General features: G+C 68.7%; 14 protein-coding genes. 2 read left to right on the forward strand and 12 right to left on the reverse strand.

The window, feature by feature from the left end:
• Positions 1-66: 66 nt before the first annotated feature.
• From ABIA35_RS37825 to ABIA35_RS37845, 5 genes are all read right to left on the reverse strand, one after another.
• Entirely contained in the window at positions 67-735 is a 669-nt protein-coding gene (locus ABIA35_RS37825) for a hypothetical protein (RefSeq protein WP_370361145.1), read from the reverse strand.
• 333 nt (positions 736-1,068) lie between these two features.
• A complete protein-coding gene (yidC, locus tag ABIA35_RS37830) occupies positions 1,069-2,073 on the reverse strand; it encodes a membrane protein insertase YidC (RefSeq protein WP_370361146.1) in 1,005 nt (334 codons plus the stop codon).
• Between the two features lie 373 nt (positions 2,074-2,446).
• On the reverse strand, positions 2,447-3,268 hold the full coding sequence (locus ABIA35_RS37835; protein ID WP_370361147.1) for an ADP-ribosylglycohydrolase family protein: 822 nt from the start codon (positions 3,266-3,268) through the stop codon (positions 2,447-2,449).
• A gap of 19 nt (positions 3,269-3,287) precedes the next feature.
• Positions 3,288-3,590, reverse strand: a complete 303-nt coding sequence (locus ABIA35_RS37840; RefSeq protein WP_370361148.1) for a hypothetical protein — start codon at positions 3,588-3,590, stop codon at positions 3,288-3,290.
• Between the two features lie 22 nt (positions 3,591-3,612).
• Positions 3,613-3,825 carry an ADP-ribosyltransferase domain-containing protein gene (locus tag ABIA35_RS37845; protein ID WP_370361149.1) on the reverse strand — a complete coding sequence of 71 codons (213 nt, stop codon included), beginning with the start codon at positions 3,823-3,825 and terminating at the stop codon, positions 3,613-3,615.
• A gap of 451 nt (positions 3,826-4,276) precedes the next feature.
• Here ABIA35_RS37845 and ABIA35_RS37850 point away from each other — a divergent pair, with 451 nt between their 5' ends.
• The gene (locus ABIA35_RS37850; protein WP_370361150.1) at positions 4,277-5,296 is read left to right on the forward strand and encodes a glycoside hydrolase family 11 protein; all 1,020 of its coding nucleotides are present in this window, start codon (positions 4,277-4,279) and stop codon (positions 5,294-5,296) included.
• A 68-nt stretch (positions 5,297-5,364) separates the two neighbouring features.
• On the opposite strand, the gene ABIA35_RS37855 is transcribed toward ABIA35_RS37850, so the two are convergent.
• The 7 genes from ABIA35_RS37855 to ABIA35_RS37885 all read right to left on the reverse strand — a co-directional run bounded on the left by ABIA35_RS37855 (position 5,365) and on the right by ABIA35_RS37885 (position 12,826).
• Complete coding sequence (locus tag ABIA35_RS37855; protein ID WP_370361151.1) at positions 5,365-6,408, reverse strand: LacI family DNA-binding transcriptional regulator; 1,044 nt, start codon at positions 6,406-6,408, stop codon at positions 5,365-5,367.
• A 416-nt stretch (positions 6,409-6,824) separates the two neighbouring features.
• Positions 6,825-7,382, reverse strand: coding sequence for a hypothetical protein (locus tag ABIA35_RS37860; RefSeq protein ID WP_370361152.1), 558 nt, complete (start codon positions 7,380-7,382; stop codon positions 6,825-6,827).
• Positions 7,383-7,491: 109 nt separating this feature from the next.
• The gene (locus tag ABIA35_RS37865; protein WP_370361153.1) at positions 7,492-8,985 is read right to left on the reverse strand and encodes a UbiD family decarboxylase; all 1,494 of its coding nucleotides are present in this window, start codon (positions 8,983-8,985) and stop codon (positions 7,492-7,494) included.
• A gap of 42 nt (positions 8,986-9,027) precedes the next feature.
• Complete coding sequence (locus ABIA35_RS37870; RefSeq protein ID WP_370361154.1) at positions 9,028-10,008, reverse strand: amidohydrolase family protein; 981 nt, start codon at positions 10,006-10,008, stop codon at positions 9,028-9,030.
• Between the two features lie 39 nt (positions 10,009-10,047).
• A complete protein-coding gene (locus ABIA35_RS37875; protein WP_370361155.1) occupies positions 10,048-10,473 on the reverse strand; it encodes an SRPBCC family protein in 426 nt (141 codons plus the stop codon).
• Between the two features lie 65 nt (positions 10,474-10,538).
• Positions 10,539-11,786, reverse strand: coding sequence for a M24 family metallopeptidase (locus tag ABIA35_RS37880; RefSeq protein ID WP_370361156.1), 1,248 nt, complete (start codon positions 11,784-11,786; stop codon positions 10,539-10,541).
• Positions 11,787-11,824: 38 nt separating this feature from the next.
• Positions 11,825-12,826 (reverse strand): MBL fold metallo-hydrolase, encoded by a 1,002-nt coding sequence (locus ABIA35_RS37885; RefSeq protein WP_370361157.1) that lies wholly within the window; start codon positions 12,824-12,826, stop codon positions 11,825-11,827.
• Between the two features lie 192 nt (positions 12,827-13,018).
• On the opposite strand from ABIA35_RS37885, the gene ABIA35_RS37890 reads away from it, so the two are divergent.
• On the forward strand, positions 13,019-15,775 hold the full coding sequence (locus tag ABIA35_RS37890; protein WP_370361158.1) for a helix-turn-helix transcriptional regulator: 2,757 nt from the start codon (positions 13,019-13,021) through the stop codon (positions 15,773-15,775).
• Positions 15,776-15,870: the final 95 nt, after the last annotated feature.

Here is a 15,870-nt window from a genome sequence, read left to right on the forward strand (position 1 = left end):
CCTGCTCCCGATCCGTCACTGATAAACACGAGCCCTGATACGCAGTAGTGACAGCGATATGCGCGCTCAGTGCGGGCCGTCGATGTACGTGATCTTCTCGTCAGGAGACGCGGTGAAGGCTCTACCGGTGACGGTGTCGACGCCGTAGACAGTCCTGGTGTCACTGAAGCCGATGCCGCCGACCACGAGCACTGGTCCGGGCAGATGGACACGCTGCCCCGCACGGCCGTAGTCCACGTTCACCAGCACCGCGACGCTGACACCGGCATGGCCTGCGATGTCATCGACTGTTGACTGTGTGACGTGCGCCAGGCCGCCCAGCCGGTGACCCGAGTCGGCTGCCGCGCGGACCTGGTTCGCCGCCGGTCCGGCGACGGCCAAGGCCATGACCACGACCATCGCTGCTGTCACCCGCCGCACATCCCGTGCGGCAGTTTCGCGGATCCTGCGAGCGGTGGCGACCACGACGGCTCCACAGACCGCGAACGCGATTGCCGCGACCAGCAGCGGAGCCAGCGACGTGCTGCGACGTGCGGACTCCTGTGCCGCGCTGTAACTCACCCCGCGGAAACCCGCCGCGTGCAAGAACGCCTGCGTACGCCACGGTGCGTAAAGCTGCCATGCCTCCCACAGGGCGTACAGCAGCATGACCCCGCAACCGAGCACCACCAGACTCCGGCGCACGAAGCGCTCTTCGAGCTCCGGAACGGCGGCAATCCGGGTCAGGACGGTCATCGATTCCTCGGAACCTCGCCACGGCGGCGCAAAAGGCACGACCGGGTGCGTAGACCAAGAGGCTGTCCCGAGCTACCCACTCGGCTACCAAGTGCTGTCACTTTGGAACTGGTCAGCATCGGGGCTGCTCCGCTCCGCCTAGCTCGCCGGTACCCTAGTTGCGCACCGGATCGTTCCCGATCACAAGGCCCGACCTTGGGGGCCCGCCCGGGTTATTGCCTGGAAGTACGCACACCCACCGGGGCGCCGCCGGCGCGGACCGCTTCGCGCTCGGCTTCATCCGCCGTAGCGATGTGCCGACGACTGCGGCATCGCTCATACCCACCGCCTCCCTTATTTCTTCCGCTTGCGACGAGTGCTACGGACCGGCTGGACCCGCTGGTGCGAGACCGGGGCACGGTCCTGCGTCTTGCCGTCGGCTGCCGGCACCGCAGTTGAGACCGGACCGTTCCCCGCGGCGGCGAGGGCCTTCTTGGTCTCTTTCGCCTTCCGCCGGGCAATCATCTCCTGCTCAGCCTGACTGCCCGGCACCGGGCTGTTCCGCAGCGTGTAGAACTGCTGGCCGATCGTCCACACGTTCGTGGTCATCAGGTACAGCACGACGCCGATCTGCACGCTCAGACCGAAGAACAACATGCCGATCGGCATGGCGTAGAGCATGATCTTCTGGCTCTGCATCATCGGGTTCGGCATCGACTTGTCGAGGTTCGTGTTCTTGGCCAGCATCATGCGCTGGGTCAGGAACTGCGAGGCGGCGTAGAGCACCACCATGACGAGCGCGACGATTCGCAGGTTCAACAGCGACGTGTGCGCGAACTGCCCGTTCGCCGCGGTGTTCAAGTAGGTCTGCGTGGTGAAGAACCGAAGCGGGATCGGTGCACCGAAGAACGTCGAGTGCTGGATAGCGGTGGCGTCGGCCTGGTTGAGCGCGCCGACCGCCTTGCCGCTCGCCGCGTGGCTGAGCACGCGATACAGCGCGGTGAAGAACGGCAGCTGCACCACGATCGGCAGGCAGGAGGCGAACGGGCTGGTCCCGTTGTCCTTGTAGAGCTTCATCGTCTCCTGCTGAAGCCTCTGCTTGTCGAGCTTGTGCTTCTTCTGCAGAGCTTGAAGCTGCGGCTGAAGACGCTGCATATTCTGCATCGACTTGATCTGCTTGCGGAACAGAGGGATCATCGCCGCGCGGATCGTGACCGTCAGGAAGAGGATCGACAGGACCCATGACACCGAGGAACTCTCCCCGAAGATCGCTCCGAAGACCCGGTGCCACAGAACCATCACGAAGCTCGTGGCCCAGATGATCGGGTTGAGGACTGTGTCGATGACACCCACGGTCATGCTCCTCGGTCGGACGTCAGGTCGGTCCCGGCCGCCACGGACGCTGCAACGATTCCGGTCGTGAACGCTTGCAGACCGAATGCCACGATTCCGACAATAGTCAGGAAAAGGCGTTAACATCGAACAACGTCGCCCCGGGCACGCAACCGAGTCGGCGGACAGAGCGGGGCGGCCGGAGGCAGGCCGAGTGCTCCGAGCCCCCGAGCATGAGTTTCCTCGGCAGTCCGGAGTACTCCGTTCGCAGGTCAGTTTAGGTTTTGGTTCTGGCAGGCGTAGTCCGTTCGGGTGATGGACTGCTGCGTGGAGGGCCGTGCCACGACGGCGCGGCAACGACGAGCCAGGGATACTCAACCGAATACTCGGCTGGACTGGGTCAGTCGCCGGCCAGTGTGATCCGGTTCGTCAGATCTGCCAGCCCGTCGGCGTTCAAGCCGGGCCAGCCGTGGATGGCGCGTTGCCACTCGCCGGGGATCGCCGTACGTCCCCAGGCCGCGCCCAGTAGCGCGCCGGCGATCGCCGCTACGGTGTCGGTGTCGTCGCCGGCTCGGACTGCGGCGTGCAGGGCGAGGCGGAAGTGCGCCTCGGGGTCGTCAGTGGGGATCTTGGTGTGCCAGATGGCAGACCATGCGGCTTGCAGCGCGGTGACGACGAAGCCGTTCGGCTGGAAGGCGTGTGGCGGCTTGGCCTGGGCCTCGTCCAGCCAGGCGGTCCACTGGGCACGGCGCTCGGCGGGGAGGAAGGACACCGCGTTGCGGACACCGTGGAAGCGCCACAGACCCGGTGTGTCGTGCAGAACCGCCTGGCGGACGCCCACACTCCATAGCACGCAGGCGTCCGCAGTGAGGTCGTCATAGTGCGTCAGGCCGCTGATGGAGCGGGCGGCCTCCCGGGTTCGGTGCAGCGCTTCGGCGCCGCCGTCGAGGAAGGCCAGTCCCACGACGCCGGTGCGCATCAGGGAGCCGTTGCCGGCCGACTGCCCGGTGCGCTCGTGGACCGCCCGAGCCGCGTCGCGAATCGCGGCGAGCGGATCGCCGCCGGCCTTGCGCGCCGAGGTCAACACCGCCCGGGTCTGCGCGCCGACATCGCTGGCCCCGCCGGCCAGCCAAGCGATGAAGCCCTCGGCGATCCGGCGCTGGCCCTGCTCGGAGTCCAGCGCCAGGCCGGAGGCCGCGACCTGCGCGATCACGACCTGCATCTGCGTGTCGTCGGAGTACTCACCCTGGGGCGTAGGGGCCGAGACCGCCGCCGAGCATCACGGGCACCTCGTCCTCGCCGAAGGGCCGACCGGACTCATATGGCACGCCGAGGGCATCGCCGCAGGCCGCGCCGATCAGCGCACCGGCTGCCCGGTCCGCCCACACGGCCGCTTCAGCCGCGGTGAGGACCGGCGCGGGACGGCGCTCGCCCGGGGGGTCCACGGTGATGCCGAGCGGGCCGCTGAGGCGGTCGGCGCGCCACGCCGCTGCGGAGGTCTCCGAAACCGGCTCGTTCGAGGTCTGCGACCGGTCCTCGGTCATACGTGGGTCACCTTCCATGTCGCTAGCGCGCCTCGGTCAGAGCGATGTGCCAGGTACCGGACGCGTTGCTGAGCACTTTGAAGGTGGTTCCGGGGCGGAAGAGTATCTCCGACTCGCCTTGGACCTGGGACAACGACTGAATGTCCCTCCCGGTCAGCGACGATACCGTGAACTGCGTGTTCCCGGGCAACGGGCGGGTGGCCGAGGCGCTGAGGCCTTGATGTGCGCGTCCCATTTTGCCAGTTCAGCCGGGTCACCGTCGCGCAGGGCGGCGTTCATCGGGCCGTAGACGTCGCTGCCCGTGTAGCCACGGACCGCTGCCAGCGCCTCCGGATTCATGCCCGCGAATTGGGGGGCTGTCCGCGAGACCGCCCCCGTCAGCCTCGTTACTTTGTGGGAGCTCCCGCAAGGGGTCCGGCAGCGCCCTGCCACGGTCACCGTGTACCGCGGCTGCTGCTGGAGTTCTCGTCGTCGCTGCACGTTCGGACGGAGTCCGGGCCCGATGCGAGCTGATCGCCTCCCAAGTGGCCGAAAGTTTCGGTGCGTGGTGTCGATGATTATTCGAAACTTCTTCGAAACTCATTGACGAGGGCACGCCCGGATCCAACACTGCCGGTAGGTCTCAGTGACCTGATCCCGGTCGCCGTCTCTGGGCGACTCCATCACAGACAGGAGGCGCATTTCGCATGCCCGGCAATCCCCGTCTCCCCGGAATCCGTAGACGCAGCCGGCTCCGGCTGCTCCTCGGCGTCACCATCGCCCTGTTCGTGGCCACGGTGCTGCCGTCCGGCCCCGCCTCGGCGGCGACGAGCATCTGCTCGAACCAGACCGGCAACAACGGCGGTTACTACTACCAGATGTGGAGTAGTGGCCAGGGGTCGGCCTGCATCAACATGAGCTCGGGCAACAGCTACAGCTCCAGCTGGAACGGCATCGGCGACTTCGTCGCCGGCGTGGGATGGAACCCTGGCGACACGTCCACGAAGTCGTTCACCGGCAGCCTGAACGCTTCCGGGGGCACCTCGCTCGTGTCGCTGTACGGCTGGTCGACCGGACCGCTGGTCGAGTACTACGTCATGGAGAACTACGTCGGTTCCCCGCCCACCGCGGGCACGTACATGGGGCAGGTCACCAGCGACGGCGGCACGTTCAACATCTATGAGCACCAGCAGGTGAACCAGCCCTCCATCCAGGGCACCGCCACCTTCGAGCAGTACCTGGCGATCCGGACGTCGCCGGTGTCCAGCGGCACCATCACCGTGTCCAACTTCGTCAACGCGTGGGCCAGCCACGGGATGAACCTGGGCACGCTGAACTACCAGATCCTCGCCACGGAGGCGTGGGGCGGAGGCAGCGGTAGCTCCAACGTCTCGGTGAGCTCCGGTGGTGGTGGCGGCGGTGGCGGTGGCGGAGGAGGAGGGGGCAGTGGTGGCGGCAACGGTGGCTGCACCGCGACACTGTCGGCCGCCTCACAGGGCAGCAACTGGTACAACCTCAACGTCTCCGTGACCGGCTCCAACACCTGGACCGTGACGATGAACCTCGTCTCCCCCGCTGTCGTCTACAGCACCTGGAACGTCAGCGCCACGTGGCCGAGCCAATACGTGATGGTCGCCAAACCGAACGGGAGCGGCAACAACTGGGGCGTCACCATAAGTCCCAACGGCCAATGGACCTGGCCATCAGTGTCCTGTAGTACCTCGTAGCGCGTCGAGGACGACCGCGGCCCACGAGGCCGCGCGGCCGCCGCCGGCGGGCCCCGGGGCGAAACGCCTCAGCCCGCCGGCGGCGCCGTGCTCTCCCGCACCACCAGCTCGGTGACCAGGTCGATCCGGCTGGTACTCGGACCGCGGCCGTGGGCCAGGTCCAACACCATGCGCGTCGCGGTCCCGGCCATGTCCCTGATCGGCTGGTCGACGGTGGTCAGCGCCGGATCGGTCCAGGCCGCGACCTCCAGGTTGTCGTAGCCGATCACCGACAGCCCGCGCGGCACGTCGATGCCCAGCTGTCGCGCCGCCCGCAACACCCCCAGCGCCTGCATGTCGGAACCGGCGAACACGGCGGTCGGTCGGTCGCGGCGCTCCAGCAACGCCATGCCGTGCTGGTATCCGGCGTCGAGGTGGAAGGTGCCGTAGCGCACCAGGTCCCGGTCGACCTCCAGGCCCGCCTCCTCGTGCGCGGCGCGGAACCCGGCGAGCCGCGCCCGGCTGCACAGCACGTCTTCGGGCCCTGAAATGATCGCGATCCGCCGGTGGCCGAGCTCCAGCAGATGCCGGGTGGCCAGCAGGCCGCCGTTCCAGTTGTTGGAGCCGACCGTGGGCACCGAGGCGGTGGTGGCGCTGTCGGTGTCGACCACCACGAACGGTATGTCCTGGCGCCGCAGCCGCTCCTGCTGCGCCATGGTCGGGCTGCACAGGACGAACAGCACGCCGAGCGGCCGCCGTGCCAGGACCGCGTCAAGCCACTGCTGCGGCGGATGGTGCGCCCCGCCCAGCTGCGACAGCACCACGTCGGCCCCGACCGGTTCGGTCACCGCCTCCACGCCCCGGATGATCTCCATCGCCCACGCCGAGTCGAGCTCGTGGAAGACCAGGTCGACCTGCCCGGCACCGGCCGGCTTCCGCTTCGCCCGCCGCCGGTAGCTGTGCCGCTCCAGGCTCTCCTCAACCCTGGCCCGGGTCTGAGCCGCGACGTCGGCGCGGCCGTTGAGCACCTTCGAGACGGTCGCCACCGACACGCCGACCTCCTCGGCGATGGCCGCGATGGTGGCGGTCGGCGAGACCGGGTCCGGGCCGCTGCGCAGTCTGTGAGATGCCATCGAAACGTCACCCGTCTCCACCGAAACTTTCGGTCAGAGTAGCAGCGGATCGGGCCGGGGCAGAAGGGTCCTGACACGACCCGAGCGGGCCGATGGAACCATCTCGCCGGTCTTCACTGCTCCAGGGCGCGCCAAGCCTCTTCGAACAGCTCGCGTATGGTCCGCCGCAGCCCGGCGACCCCGGTCACCGGAGCAGGGAGCTGAAAGCACACGTCGAAAGCGCCGGCGCGGGGAGGCCGGCGGCGGCAGGGGCGGCGGGGCCGTGATGATGAACGGCCCTGGAGGCGACAGCGGAGGGGTCGGAGTCCCCCTCCACGTCCGTCCGCTGCCCCGGCACCGGGCCCGGCGGCACCCTTACGTAGCGGCGGGCCCTGCCGATCGGTACGCAACGCCCTGGTGCGGGCCCGGATCCCTTCTCAGCGGTCGAAGCGAACCGCGAACGCGTAGTCCGTGGTGTGGTCGAGATTCCCGACGTCGCTCGGATTCGCTGTCGGAAAGAACGTTCCCCGTGCGTCGATGCCGGCCAGGCCGAGCTCGCCGCCGTCGGACGTGAAGTCGCCGGTCACCTTGCCGTTCGGGGTGATCATGCCGTGGGTGTCCTTGAAGTAGAAGGCGCCGCTGTGGCCGAAGATCGTGCCGTATTCGGCTTCGCGGCCGGTGAAGGTGATCGTGCCCTCCGGGTATTCGCCGTCGTGGTGGACCGTCGCGAAGAACTCGGCGGTGCCGTGGCCTTGGAAGTCGCCGGTGAAGTCCTGATAGAGCGAGAGCTGCAGATGGACGTTCGGGTCGCCAGTGGGGCTCGGGACGACGTGCGAGGTGTGGGAGTCGTTGTGGACGACGATCTGCCCGTGCGCCACGCGAGCGCCTTGGCGGGTCGGCGCGGCGGGTGCGGCGAACGTCGACGCGGTCGTTGTCATCGTGACCACCGCGGCCGTCGCTGCGGCCAGGGCTATCAGTGTCGTGGGCCGGTTCATGGTTGTTCCCGTCAGTGCGGGCCCCGAGGCTGCTCGGGGCCTGGGCTTGGTATCGAAAGGCTGCCGGCGCCGGTCGCCGGCCATGACGTCGCGCGTTGCCATGCCCGGCCTACTCGTACCCGTACTCGGCCCAGTTCTCGACGACGTGACGCTGCAACTCCGGCGACCAGTTGTGGGCGAAGTCGGCGGCGATCGGGCGCTGGCCGACCGGGAAGCGGTCGGCGAGCAGGCAGTTGTAGACGACCTTGGAGGCGAAGTAGCTGAGCTTCTCGTATTCGTCGAGGTAGAGCGGCAGGATGTTCTGCGATTCGTGGTCGAAGTGGACCTCGCCGTGCTCGGGGTGCGCCCGCGTGGTGAACGCCCACATCACCTGCCCGACGTCGGCGATGTCGATGTCGTCCTCGACCACCAGCAGCTTCGGGATGCCGAAACCGAGCTTGCCGGAGCCGAAGACGACCTCGCCGATCTTGCGGCACAGCTCCTGCGAGGACAACCCGGTCGTCTCGTGCCACGCCGGGTCGACGGCGGCGACCCACAGGTGGGCGGCCGACTCCAGGACGCTCCAGGAGGCGGTCACCGGGAGCCCGGCCTTGCGCAGCAGGTAGGCCATCTCGGCGGCGTGCGGCAGGGCGAAGCCGGTGTGGTCCTCCTCCACGGGTGCACCCGCGACCACAACCGGCAGTATCGCCTTGTTCCGGTGCGTGACGGCGGTGACGTGCAGCACCGGCTTCGGCGACGAGCTGCCCCGGTCGAGGTAGCCCGGATACTCCCCCATCGGGCCCTCTTCGTAGGTGTCCTCCAAGGATACGTAGCCCTCGATGACGATCTCGGCGGTCGCCGGGACCAGCAGGTCGACGGTCTCCGCCGGCACCAGCTCCAGCGGCTCGCCGAAGTACGCACCGAGGAAAGCGGACTCGTCGTCCCCCTCCGGCAGGGGCATGCCGCCGACGTAGGGCAGGCCGGGTTCCACGCCGAGGGCCACCGCAACCGGCATCTGCTTGCCCTCCTTCGCCCACAGGGCCCTGATCATGCCGAAGTGCTGCGGCGGCGGGATCAGGCACGCCAAGCGGTTCCTGTCGACCAGCATCATCCGGTTGACCGACCAGTTGGTCCAGGACCCGTCGGGGGTCTTGGCGATGTTCAGTCCGAAGGACTGGATGTAGCGGCCGCCGTCGCCGTCGTGGATCAGCGGGGTAGGGAACTTCATGAGGTCGACGTCGTCGCCGAGCATGACGTTCTCCTTGCATGGCGCGCCCTGGGCCGGGATCTCCACCGGCGGGATCGGGTCGCGGTCGCGGGCCGCGGCCAGGGCGTTCACGATGTCGGCGCCCTTGGCGTCGGCGGGCAGTCCCAGGGCCAGGGCGATCCGGGCGAAGGTCTGCCCCGGCCGGGCCGACAGCCCGCCCGGTGCGGAGAAGACCCGGAAGCCGTTGCCGGTGTCCTTGATGGTGTTGAAGATCGGGGCCGCAGCCCGCAGCTCATAACTGCGTCGTGCGACCGCGCCGATCTCCAGGTTCCAGTCCACTTCCTTGTCGATGAACTGGATCTCGCCGATCTCATCGAGGGCTGTAATGAATTCGCGCAGGCTGCGCAGGTGCTTCATGGCTGTTGCCTTCCGGGTTGGTCGGGGTGCCTGGCGCCGTCCTCAGCGAAGGCGCTTGGCGAGGGTGGGAAACAGAGCCAGCGCGTTGCCGCGCCCGAAGACCTCGGTATCGAGGCCGGGATGCTCCTGGAGCAGGTGGCGGGAGGCCGTTAGGACGGCGTCGTTCATGAAGGGGAAGTCGGTGCCGAACAGGAGGTGACTGTCATCGGTCATCTCCTGAAGACAGGCGATGGTGCCAGGCGCGAAGGACTGCGCCGTCTCGTAGTACAGCCTCCCTAAAGCGGCGGCCACAGTCTCCGGCTCCGCGTCGGTGCGGCCCCGCAACACCCAGGTCTGGGCCAGTTCCATCCGGCCGGCCAGGAACGGTATCGTGCCGCCGGCGTGGGCGATGACGAACTCGATGTCCGGGCAGCGTCGGATGGTGCCGCCGTAGACCAGCCCCGCGACAGCGCGGCTGGTGTCCATGACGAAGTCGATCACGGGCGGCGGCACGAGCGTCCGGTAGCCGGGTCCTCCCGTGTCCGTACACCTGAACCCCGGGCGCGGGTGGATGAAGACGACCGCGCGCCGCCGGTTCAGTTCGTCGAAGACCGCGGCGAACTCCGGGGCGCCGACCAGTTGGCCATCGCCCAGGCTCGCGCTCAGTACCACGCCGTCCATGCCGAGTACACCCAGCGCGTACTCGATCTCACTGAGGCTCGCCTCGACGTCGGGCAGGGGCAGCGTGGCCAGTGAGCCGAACCGGCCGGGGTGATCGCCCACGACTTCGGCAGCGCACTCGTTCGCGCGCCGGGCCACCGAGGAGATGTCGTAATCGCCGTCCGGGAGCAGGACCGACAAGATCGCGGCTGACAGTCCGGCCTGGTCCATGACGCGTAGCGAGTCCTCCGGAGTCCACCGTGGCAACGGGACCCCGGGAGCCATCTCGGTCACGCCCGCGTCGCGCAGCGCTGCCATGAGTTCTGGGTGGTACGCGTGATGGTGCACATCGATCCATCCGGAACCCGGGTTGCGGTCGCTCATGTTCTCTCCTCGCCCAACAGGGGTGAGCTGGTCAGGCGATCAGGACTGCGTCAGCTGGTCGCCGAGCGCGGCGAGCAGCTTGGGAACCTGCTTGCCGAGCTGAGCCTTGGCCAGGTGTTCGGCCATGCGCGGGACGCCTTCGAGGCGCAGCCGGAACTCCAGGCGGCTGCCCGTTCCGTCGGTGACAGCCCGGTACGTTTGCTCGACCCCCGGGGACGCCCCCTCGGCGGTGGCCAGGACGATCAGCTTGCCGGGGTCGTACTCGGTGACGGTGAGCCCGACATCGGTGTGCCTGCCCATGATCTTGCGCACTTGGTGGTCCTCGGTGCCCACCGCGGCCGCGCCGTTCGCCTCGGCGGACAGCACGTCGGCCTGCCAGGCTGGGTAGCCGCCGAGGTCGGCGAGGACTGCGAACAGCGCCTCGGGCGGCTGCGGGTAGGTGGCGCTGGTCTGGATCTCGATCATCGTGGTTCTCCTGGATTCTCGTCGGGGTCTGGGATCGCCTGGTCCGGGATTGCCGGGTCCGGGCGTCAGGCCCGCAGCAGCTGCGCGGTGTACGGGTTCAGCTCGATGGGGCCGTCCTCGCCGATCACGACGGTGCAGCCGAGGTTCATGGCGCGGCCGCCGATGACGGCGTTCGGCTCGAAGGCGAACGTCATGCCCGGCGCCAGCGGCAGCTCGCCGCCCATCGTGGGCAGCTCGAACAGCCGGCCGTACTCCAGCGCCTCGGGGACCCGCGACAGGCCCTGGCCGAACCCGCAGACCGGACCGTAGGGATTCAGGGTGTGCACCATCGGGTGGATGTTCCAGGCATCGGCCTCCTTCAACACCCCGAGCATCGCCTCGGCCAGGTCACCGAAGCTGTTGCCGACCTGCGCGGCGGCCAGACCGGCGTCGTACGCGGCGCGGGCGATGACCGCCGCCTCCTCCAGGTCCGGGTGGATGTCGCCGACCGCGATCGCCACCTGGGTCTGGGTCTCCTTCATACCGAAGCGGCAGAAGGCTTCGGCCAGCACCACGTCGCCGTCCTGGACGACCCGCGGGGCCTGCGGACGGTAGGCCCACGCCGGTGAGCCCCAGGAGACGAATCCGGGCCCGGACCACAGCAGCATCTGGGGCGCCGCGGTGCCGCGGCGGAAGGCCGCGGACATCCCCGCTGTGAAGATCTCGGCCTCGTCCACGCCGGGTGCCGTGGCCTCCAGCATGGCCCGGGCCATCGCCTCGCCGGAGTCGGCGGAGTAGCGGATGACGGCGAGTTCCTCCTCGGACTGGCAGATGGTCGCGAACAGGTAGCTCATGCCGACCGCTTTGAAGGTGGCTTCCGGCAGATCGGCCAGGACCTGGGACCACAGCGCGTGCGGCATGATCGGCAGGATGTGGAACGGCGGGAACGGGTCCAGGCCCAGGACTCCGACCGCGGCGTTCTCCAGACGGTGCTCGCGCAGCACCTCGATGACGCCGGTGGCGTTCCGGCCGACGCGGATGTTGCGCGGCTCGAACCACATCTGGTCGCCGCGCTTGGTGGCCTCGATGTGGTCCTGGATCGGCAGGTTCGACCAGACCAGCTCGATCGGGTCGGCGTCCCGGCAGAAGATGACGATCGAGCCGGGGCGGTCGTTGGTGAAGTAGGTGTCGGGGGCGAAGGGTGCCAGGTCGGCGCACTCGTGCTCGCCGTAGGCGATGAGGGCGTCGATCCCTTCGGCCTCCATCAGTTCGCGGGCCAGCGCCCAACGGCGGTCGCGTTCGGCCAGGGAGTATGCGGGGACGTTGATGGTCATGGATGTCAGCCTTTTCTGGTGAAGGTGTGAAGCAGAGCTCATTCGGCGGGGGTGTAGAGGTTGTAGGTCGCCATGACGTTGAGCCGGTGCAGGTTGCGGCACAGGTCGAGGAACCCGGCCCGGGCGACGTCCTGCGGCACGGCCGTGTAGGCGGCGAACGCGGCGCTCAATACCGGGTCGAGCCGTTCGGCCCAGGGATTGGTGCAGGAGATCTCCGTCTGTTCCAGGGTGAGTTCGGCGGCGACGGCCTCGGTGACTTCGGTGTGCAGCCGTTCCAGGTATTCGACGAGGGTGTCGATGGCGGTCGGGCCGTCGCCCATCGGGCCGTGGCCGGGAACGATCGTCCGCAGTTCCGGTAGCGCCCTCTTCATCCGGCGCAGCGATTCGAGGTAGGGCAGCGGGCCGCCCTGCAGAAGCATGTGTGCGGTGCCGGCGTGGCACAGGAAGTTGCCGGTCCAGGCGGTACGGACATCAGGGACGTACACCACGGTGTCGCCGGGGCCGTTGCCCGGGCCGAAGTGCCAGAGCTGGATGGCACGGCCACCCAGATCGATCTCGACGTGCCCGTCGAAGGCGACGTCCGGGGTGCGCCAGCGCGTCACGGCATCGAAGAGGCCTTCGTCGCCGTACATGTTCCCGGATCGGACCCGCTTCTCGTAAGCGAGATCCGCCATGTTCTCCTTGTTGATCCGTGAGGACACGACGACCGTCTGCGCGGGGAACGCCATGTTCCCGAAAGTGTGGTCACCGTGGTAGGTCGTGTTGACCAGATAGCGCAGCGGCCGATCGGTGAGGTCCGCGACGGTGTCCTGGATCAGCCGCGCGACCGTCGGGGTGATGCCCGCGTCCACCACCAGGGCGGCCTGCGTGCCGATGATCAGGCCGTTGTTGTCCTTCGGTGGGATCGTGGCCATCAGGGCGTGGACGCCCTCGCCGAGCGCGACCGGGGTGAGAGCCGAACCGCTCGGCGAGAGATTCGGCCCCTGGTAGCCGTGCGGACGATCAGCGATCTCACGCTTGGGGATGTAGGTGTTCGCCATCGAGAACTCCAGTGACTCGGACCGGGGGTGCGGTCCATGACGCTATGAGCGTTGGCGGTCCGTCGAATCTGTCTTGTGACCTGTGCTCCTGCGGTGATGACTGGTCCGAGATATCGGCGCGATAGGTATCGCTCCTACGTTGCATGTCCAGATCGGGCTGAGGCCTTCAGACAAGTAGAGGGAGGGGAAGCCATGTTGTACGGACGTGACGACGAGCAATCCGTGATCGACGATCTGCTGGCCGAGGTCCGCCGAGGATGTGCGCGCGCGCTCTTCGTCCGGGGCGAAGCCGGCATCGGCAAGTCGGCTCTGCTCGACCACCTGGCCGACAAGTGCCGGGAAGACTTCCGGGTCCTGCGGGTCACCGGCGTCGAATCCGAGATCGAGCTCCCGTTCGCGGCACTGCACATGATCCTCGCCCCGGCACTGTCCGCCCTCGATGACCTGCCCGGGCCGCAGGCGGAAGCGCTGCGCGTGGCGTTCGGACAGACTCCGGGCGGGACCGCCAACCCGTTCCTGGTGGGCCTGGCGAGCCTGAGCCTGATCGCGGAGCTGTCGCCGGACCGACCGTTACTGCTCCTCGTGGACGACGCGCAGTGGGTGGACCACGCTTCGACGGCCGCGCTGCTGTTCGTCGTGCGCCGGCTGCACGCCGAGCCAGTCGGCGTCGTCTTCGCCGCGCGGGACGGGGAGCGGGGCCGGACGTGCCTCGCCCCGCTCGGCGGTATGGCCGAACTCCGGCTCACCGGGCTGGGCCGGGCCGCGGCGGAGCAGTTGGTCGCCGAGACCCGGCAGGGGCTCGCCGTCGCCGTCCGAGAGCGGATCGTGAAGGAGTCGGAAGGCAATCCGCTCGCGCTGGTCGAGCTGACCCGGCAGCTTACCGAGCAGCAGTGCGCCGGCGGCTTCGTCCCGTTGGCTTTCTCGCTGGACGCACCGCCCAGCCCGGCGAACCGGGTGCTGTCCAGTTTCCGGGAACGGATCCTCGGCCTGGAGCCGGCCGCGAGACAGTGTCTGCTGGTCGCCGCCCTCACCGATTCTGAGGACGCCGACACCATCGCGGCGGCTGTGACCGCGCTCGGACTCTCCCTCACCGACTTCGCCCCCGCCGAGCATCTCGGCCTGGTCCACCTCACGCTGGCCGGCAGCGTCCGGTTCCGGCACCCGCTGGTGCGCGCGGCGGCGCTGGCGGCCTCCGACGTCCGGTGCCGGATGACCGCGCACCGGGCGCTCGCCGACACCTCGGACGCGGACGTGCGGGTCTGGCATCTGGCCGCCATGGCCACCGGGCCCGACGAGGAGGTCGCCGCCGCCATGGAACAGGCGGCGTTGCGGGCCGGGGACCGGGCGGCACCGGCCGCGAAATCAGTGGCCTTCGAGCGGGCCGCGGACCTCACGGCCGATCATCGGACGAGGGCCCGGCGTTTGCTGGAGGCCGCCGCGGCGGCGCTGGATGTGGCGCAGCTGCCCCGGGCCCGCGACCTGGCCGTCCGTGCCGCGCGGCTGACGGCCGATCCGGCGGTCCGGGCCGGCTCCGCCGCCATCCGCGGTGCCGTCGAGTTCGAATCCGGAATGCCGCACCGTGCGGCGCGAACGCACCTGGATGCCGCGGAGCTGGTGGTGGAGTCCGACCCGGGATTCTGCGTGACACTGCTGAGCATCGCGGCCATCGAGAACTGGTACGCCGGCGCTCGTCCGGAGCTGACCGTTCTCTCCCTTCTCATCAAAGGGCTGATGGAGCGGTTGCCCGAGACCACCGGGCCGCTCCGCGAACTGTGGCTGGCCATGCTCCCGCTCGGGGAGCACCCGTGGCGGGCCGCACCCCTGGTGGGCGGACCGCTGGCCGCGATCGAGACGGACCCGTCCTGGACCACGCCGGCGGTGCGCGCCACCGTGCCCCAGCTGTATCTGGTCTTCGGCGACCTGCGTGCCACCGCCCGGGCGGCGGCCCGCCTGCAGGCCGAGTTCCGCGCTGTCGGCCTGATCGGGCTCCTCGTCCAGCCACTCACGACGCTGGCGATCGCGGATGTCTTGCAGGGGCGGCTGCGCGACGCGATGACGACTGCGGAGGAAGCGCTACGCATCGCGCGGGATACCGATCAGCGCTACCGGGTCGCCTATCTCTGCGCGGTCCTGGCGTGGATCCACGCGCTGACCGGTGGTGCCGACGCCAGCCGGCGCCTGGCCGACGAGGCGGAGACCCTGGACCGGGCGGGGAGCCATGTCGGCCAGGTCCTGGGCCGCGTGTATCAGGCGAGGACGACGCTGGCGCTCTCGCAGGGACGGTACCCGGAAGCCGCCGACCTCTACACACGTGCCAAAAACTGTCCCGCTACCATCGGCCTCACCTGGGTGATCTACTCGGCGCCGGATCAGGTGGAGGTGCTGGCCCGCACCGGCGACACGGCGGAGGCCGAGCTCGTCCTGGAACGGTTTTCGCAATGGGCCCAAGCGGTGCAACAGCCCTGGGCGATCGCTGAAGCGGCTCGATGCCGCGCCTTGCTGGTGGACTCCGCTGAGGCGGGGCCCTATTTCGAGAAGGCCCTCGACCTCTATCAGGAGGCCGACCACAGGTACGGGCAAGCTCGCACCGAGCTGCTCTATGGCGAATGGCTCCGCCGCGACCTCCGTCGCGCTGAAGCCCGAAGCCACCTGCGGGCCGCCATCGAGCTCTTCGACGCCCTCGGCGCGTCGCTGTGGCTGGAACGCGCTGCGAACGAACTGCGGGCCACAGGCGTGCCGGTTCCGTATCGAACCCAACGTCCTGACCCGCTGGCCGAACTGACTCCCCAGGAGATCCAGGTCGTCCGTCTGGCCGCCGCCGGCGCGTCCAACCGGGAGATCGGCGCGCAGCTGTTCCTGAGCCCACGGACCGTCGGCTACCACTTGTACAAGGTCTTTCCCAAGCTGGGTGTCAAGTCCAGGGCCGAGTTGGCGGGATTCCAGTTCTGAGAGCGGACAAGGGTTTGCTCCACGACCTGCGAGCTGGGAATGTGACCAATCTCGCCGACGACGCCGCGCGCCGCTCCTCCATTGGAAAGGCGAGT

It is taken from the genome of Catenulispora sp. MAP12-49 (assembly GCF_041262705.1).
GTDB lineage: Bacteria > Actinomycetota > Actinomycetes > Streptomycetales > Catenulisporaceae > Catenulispora.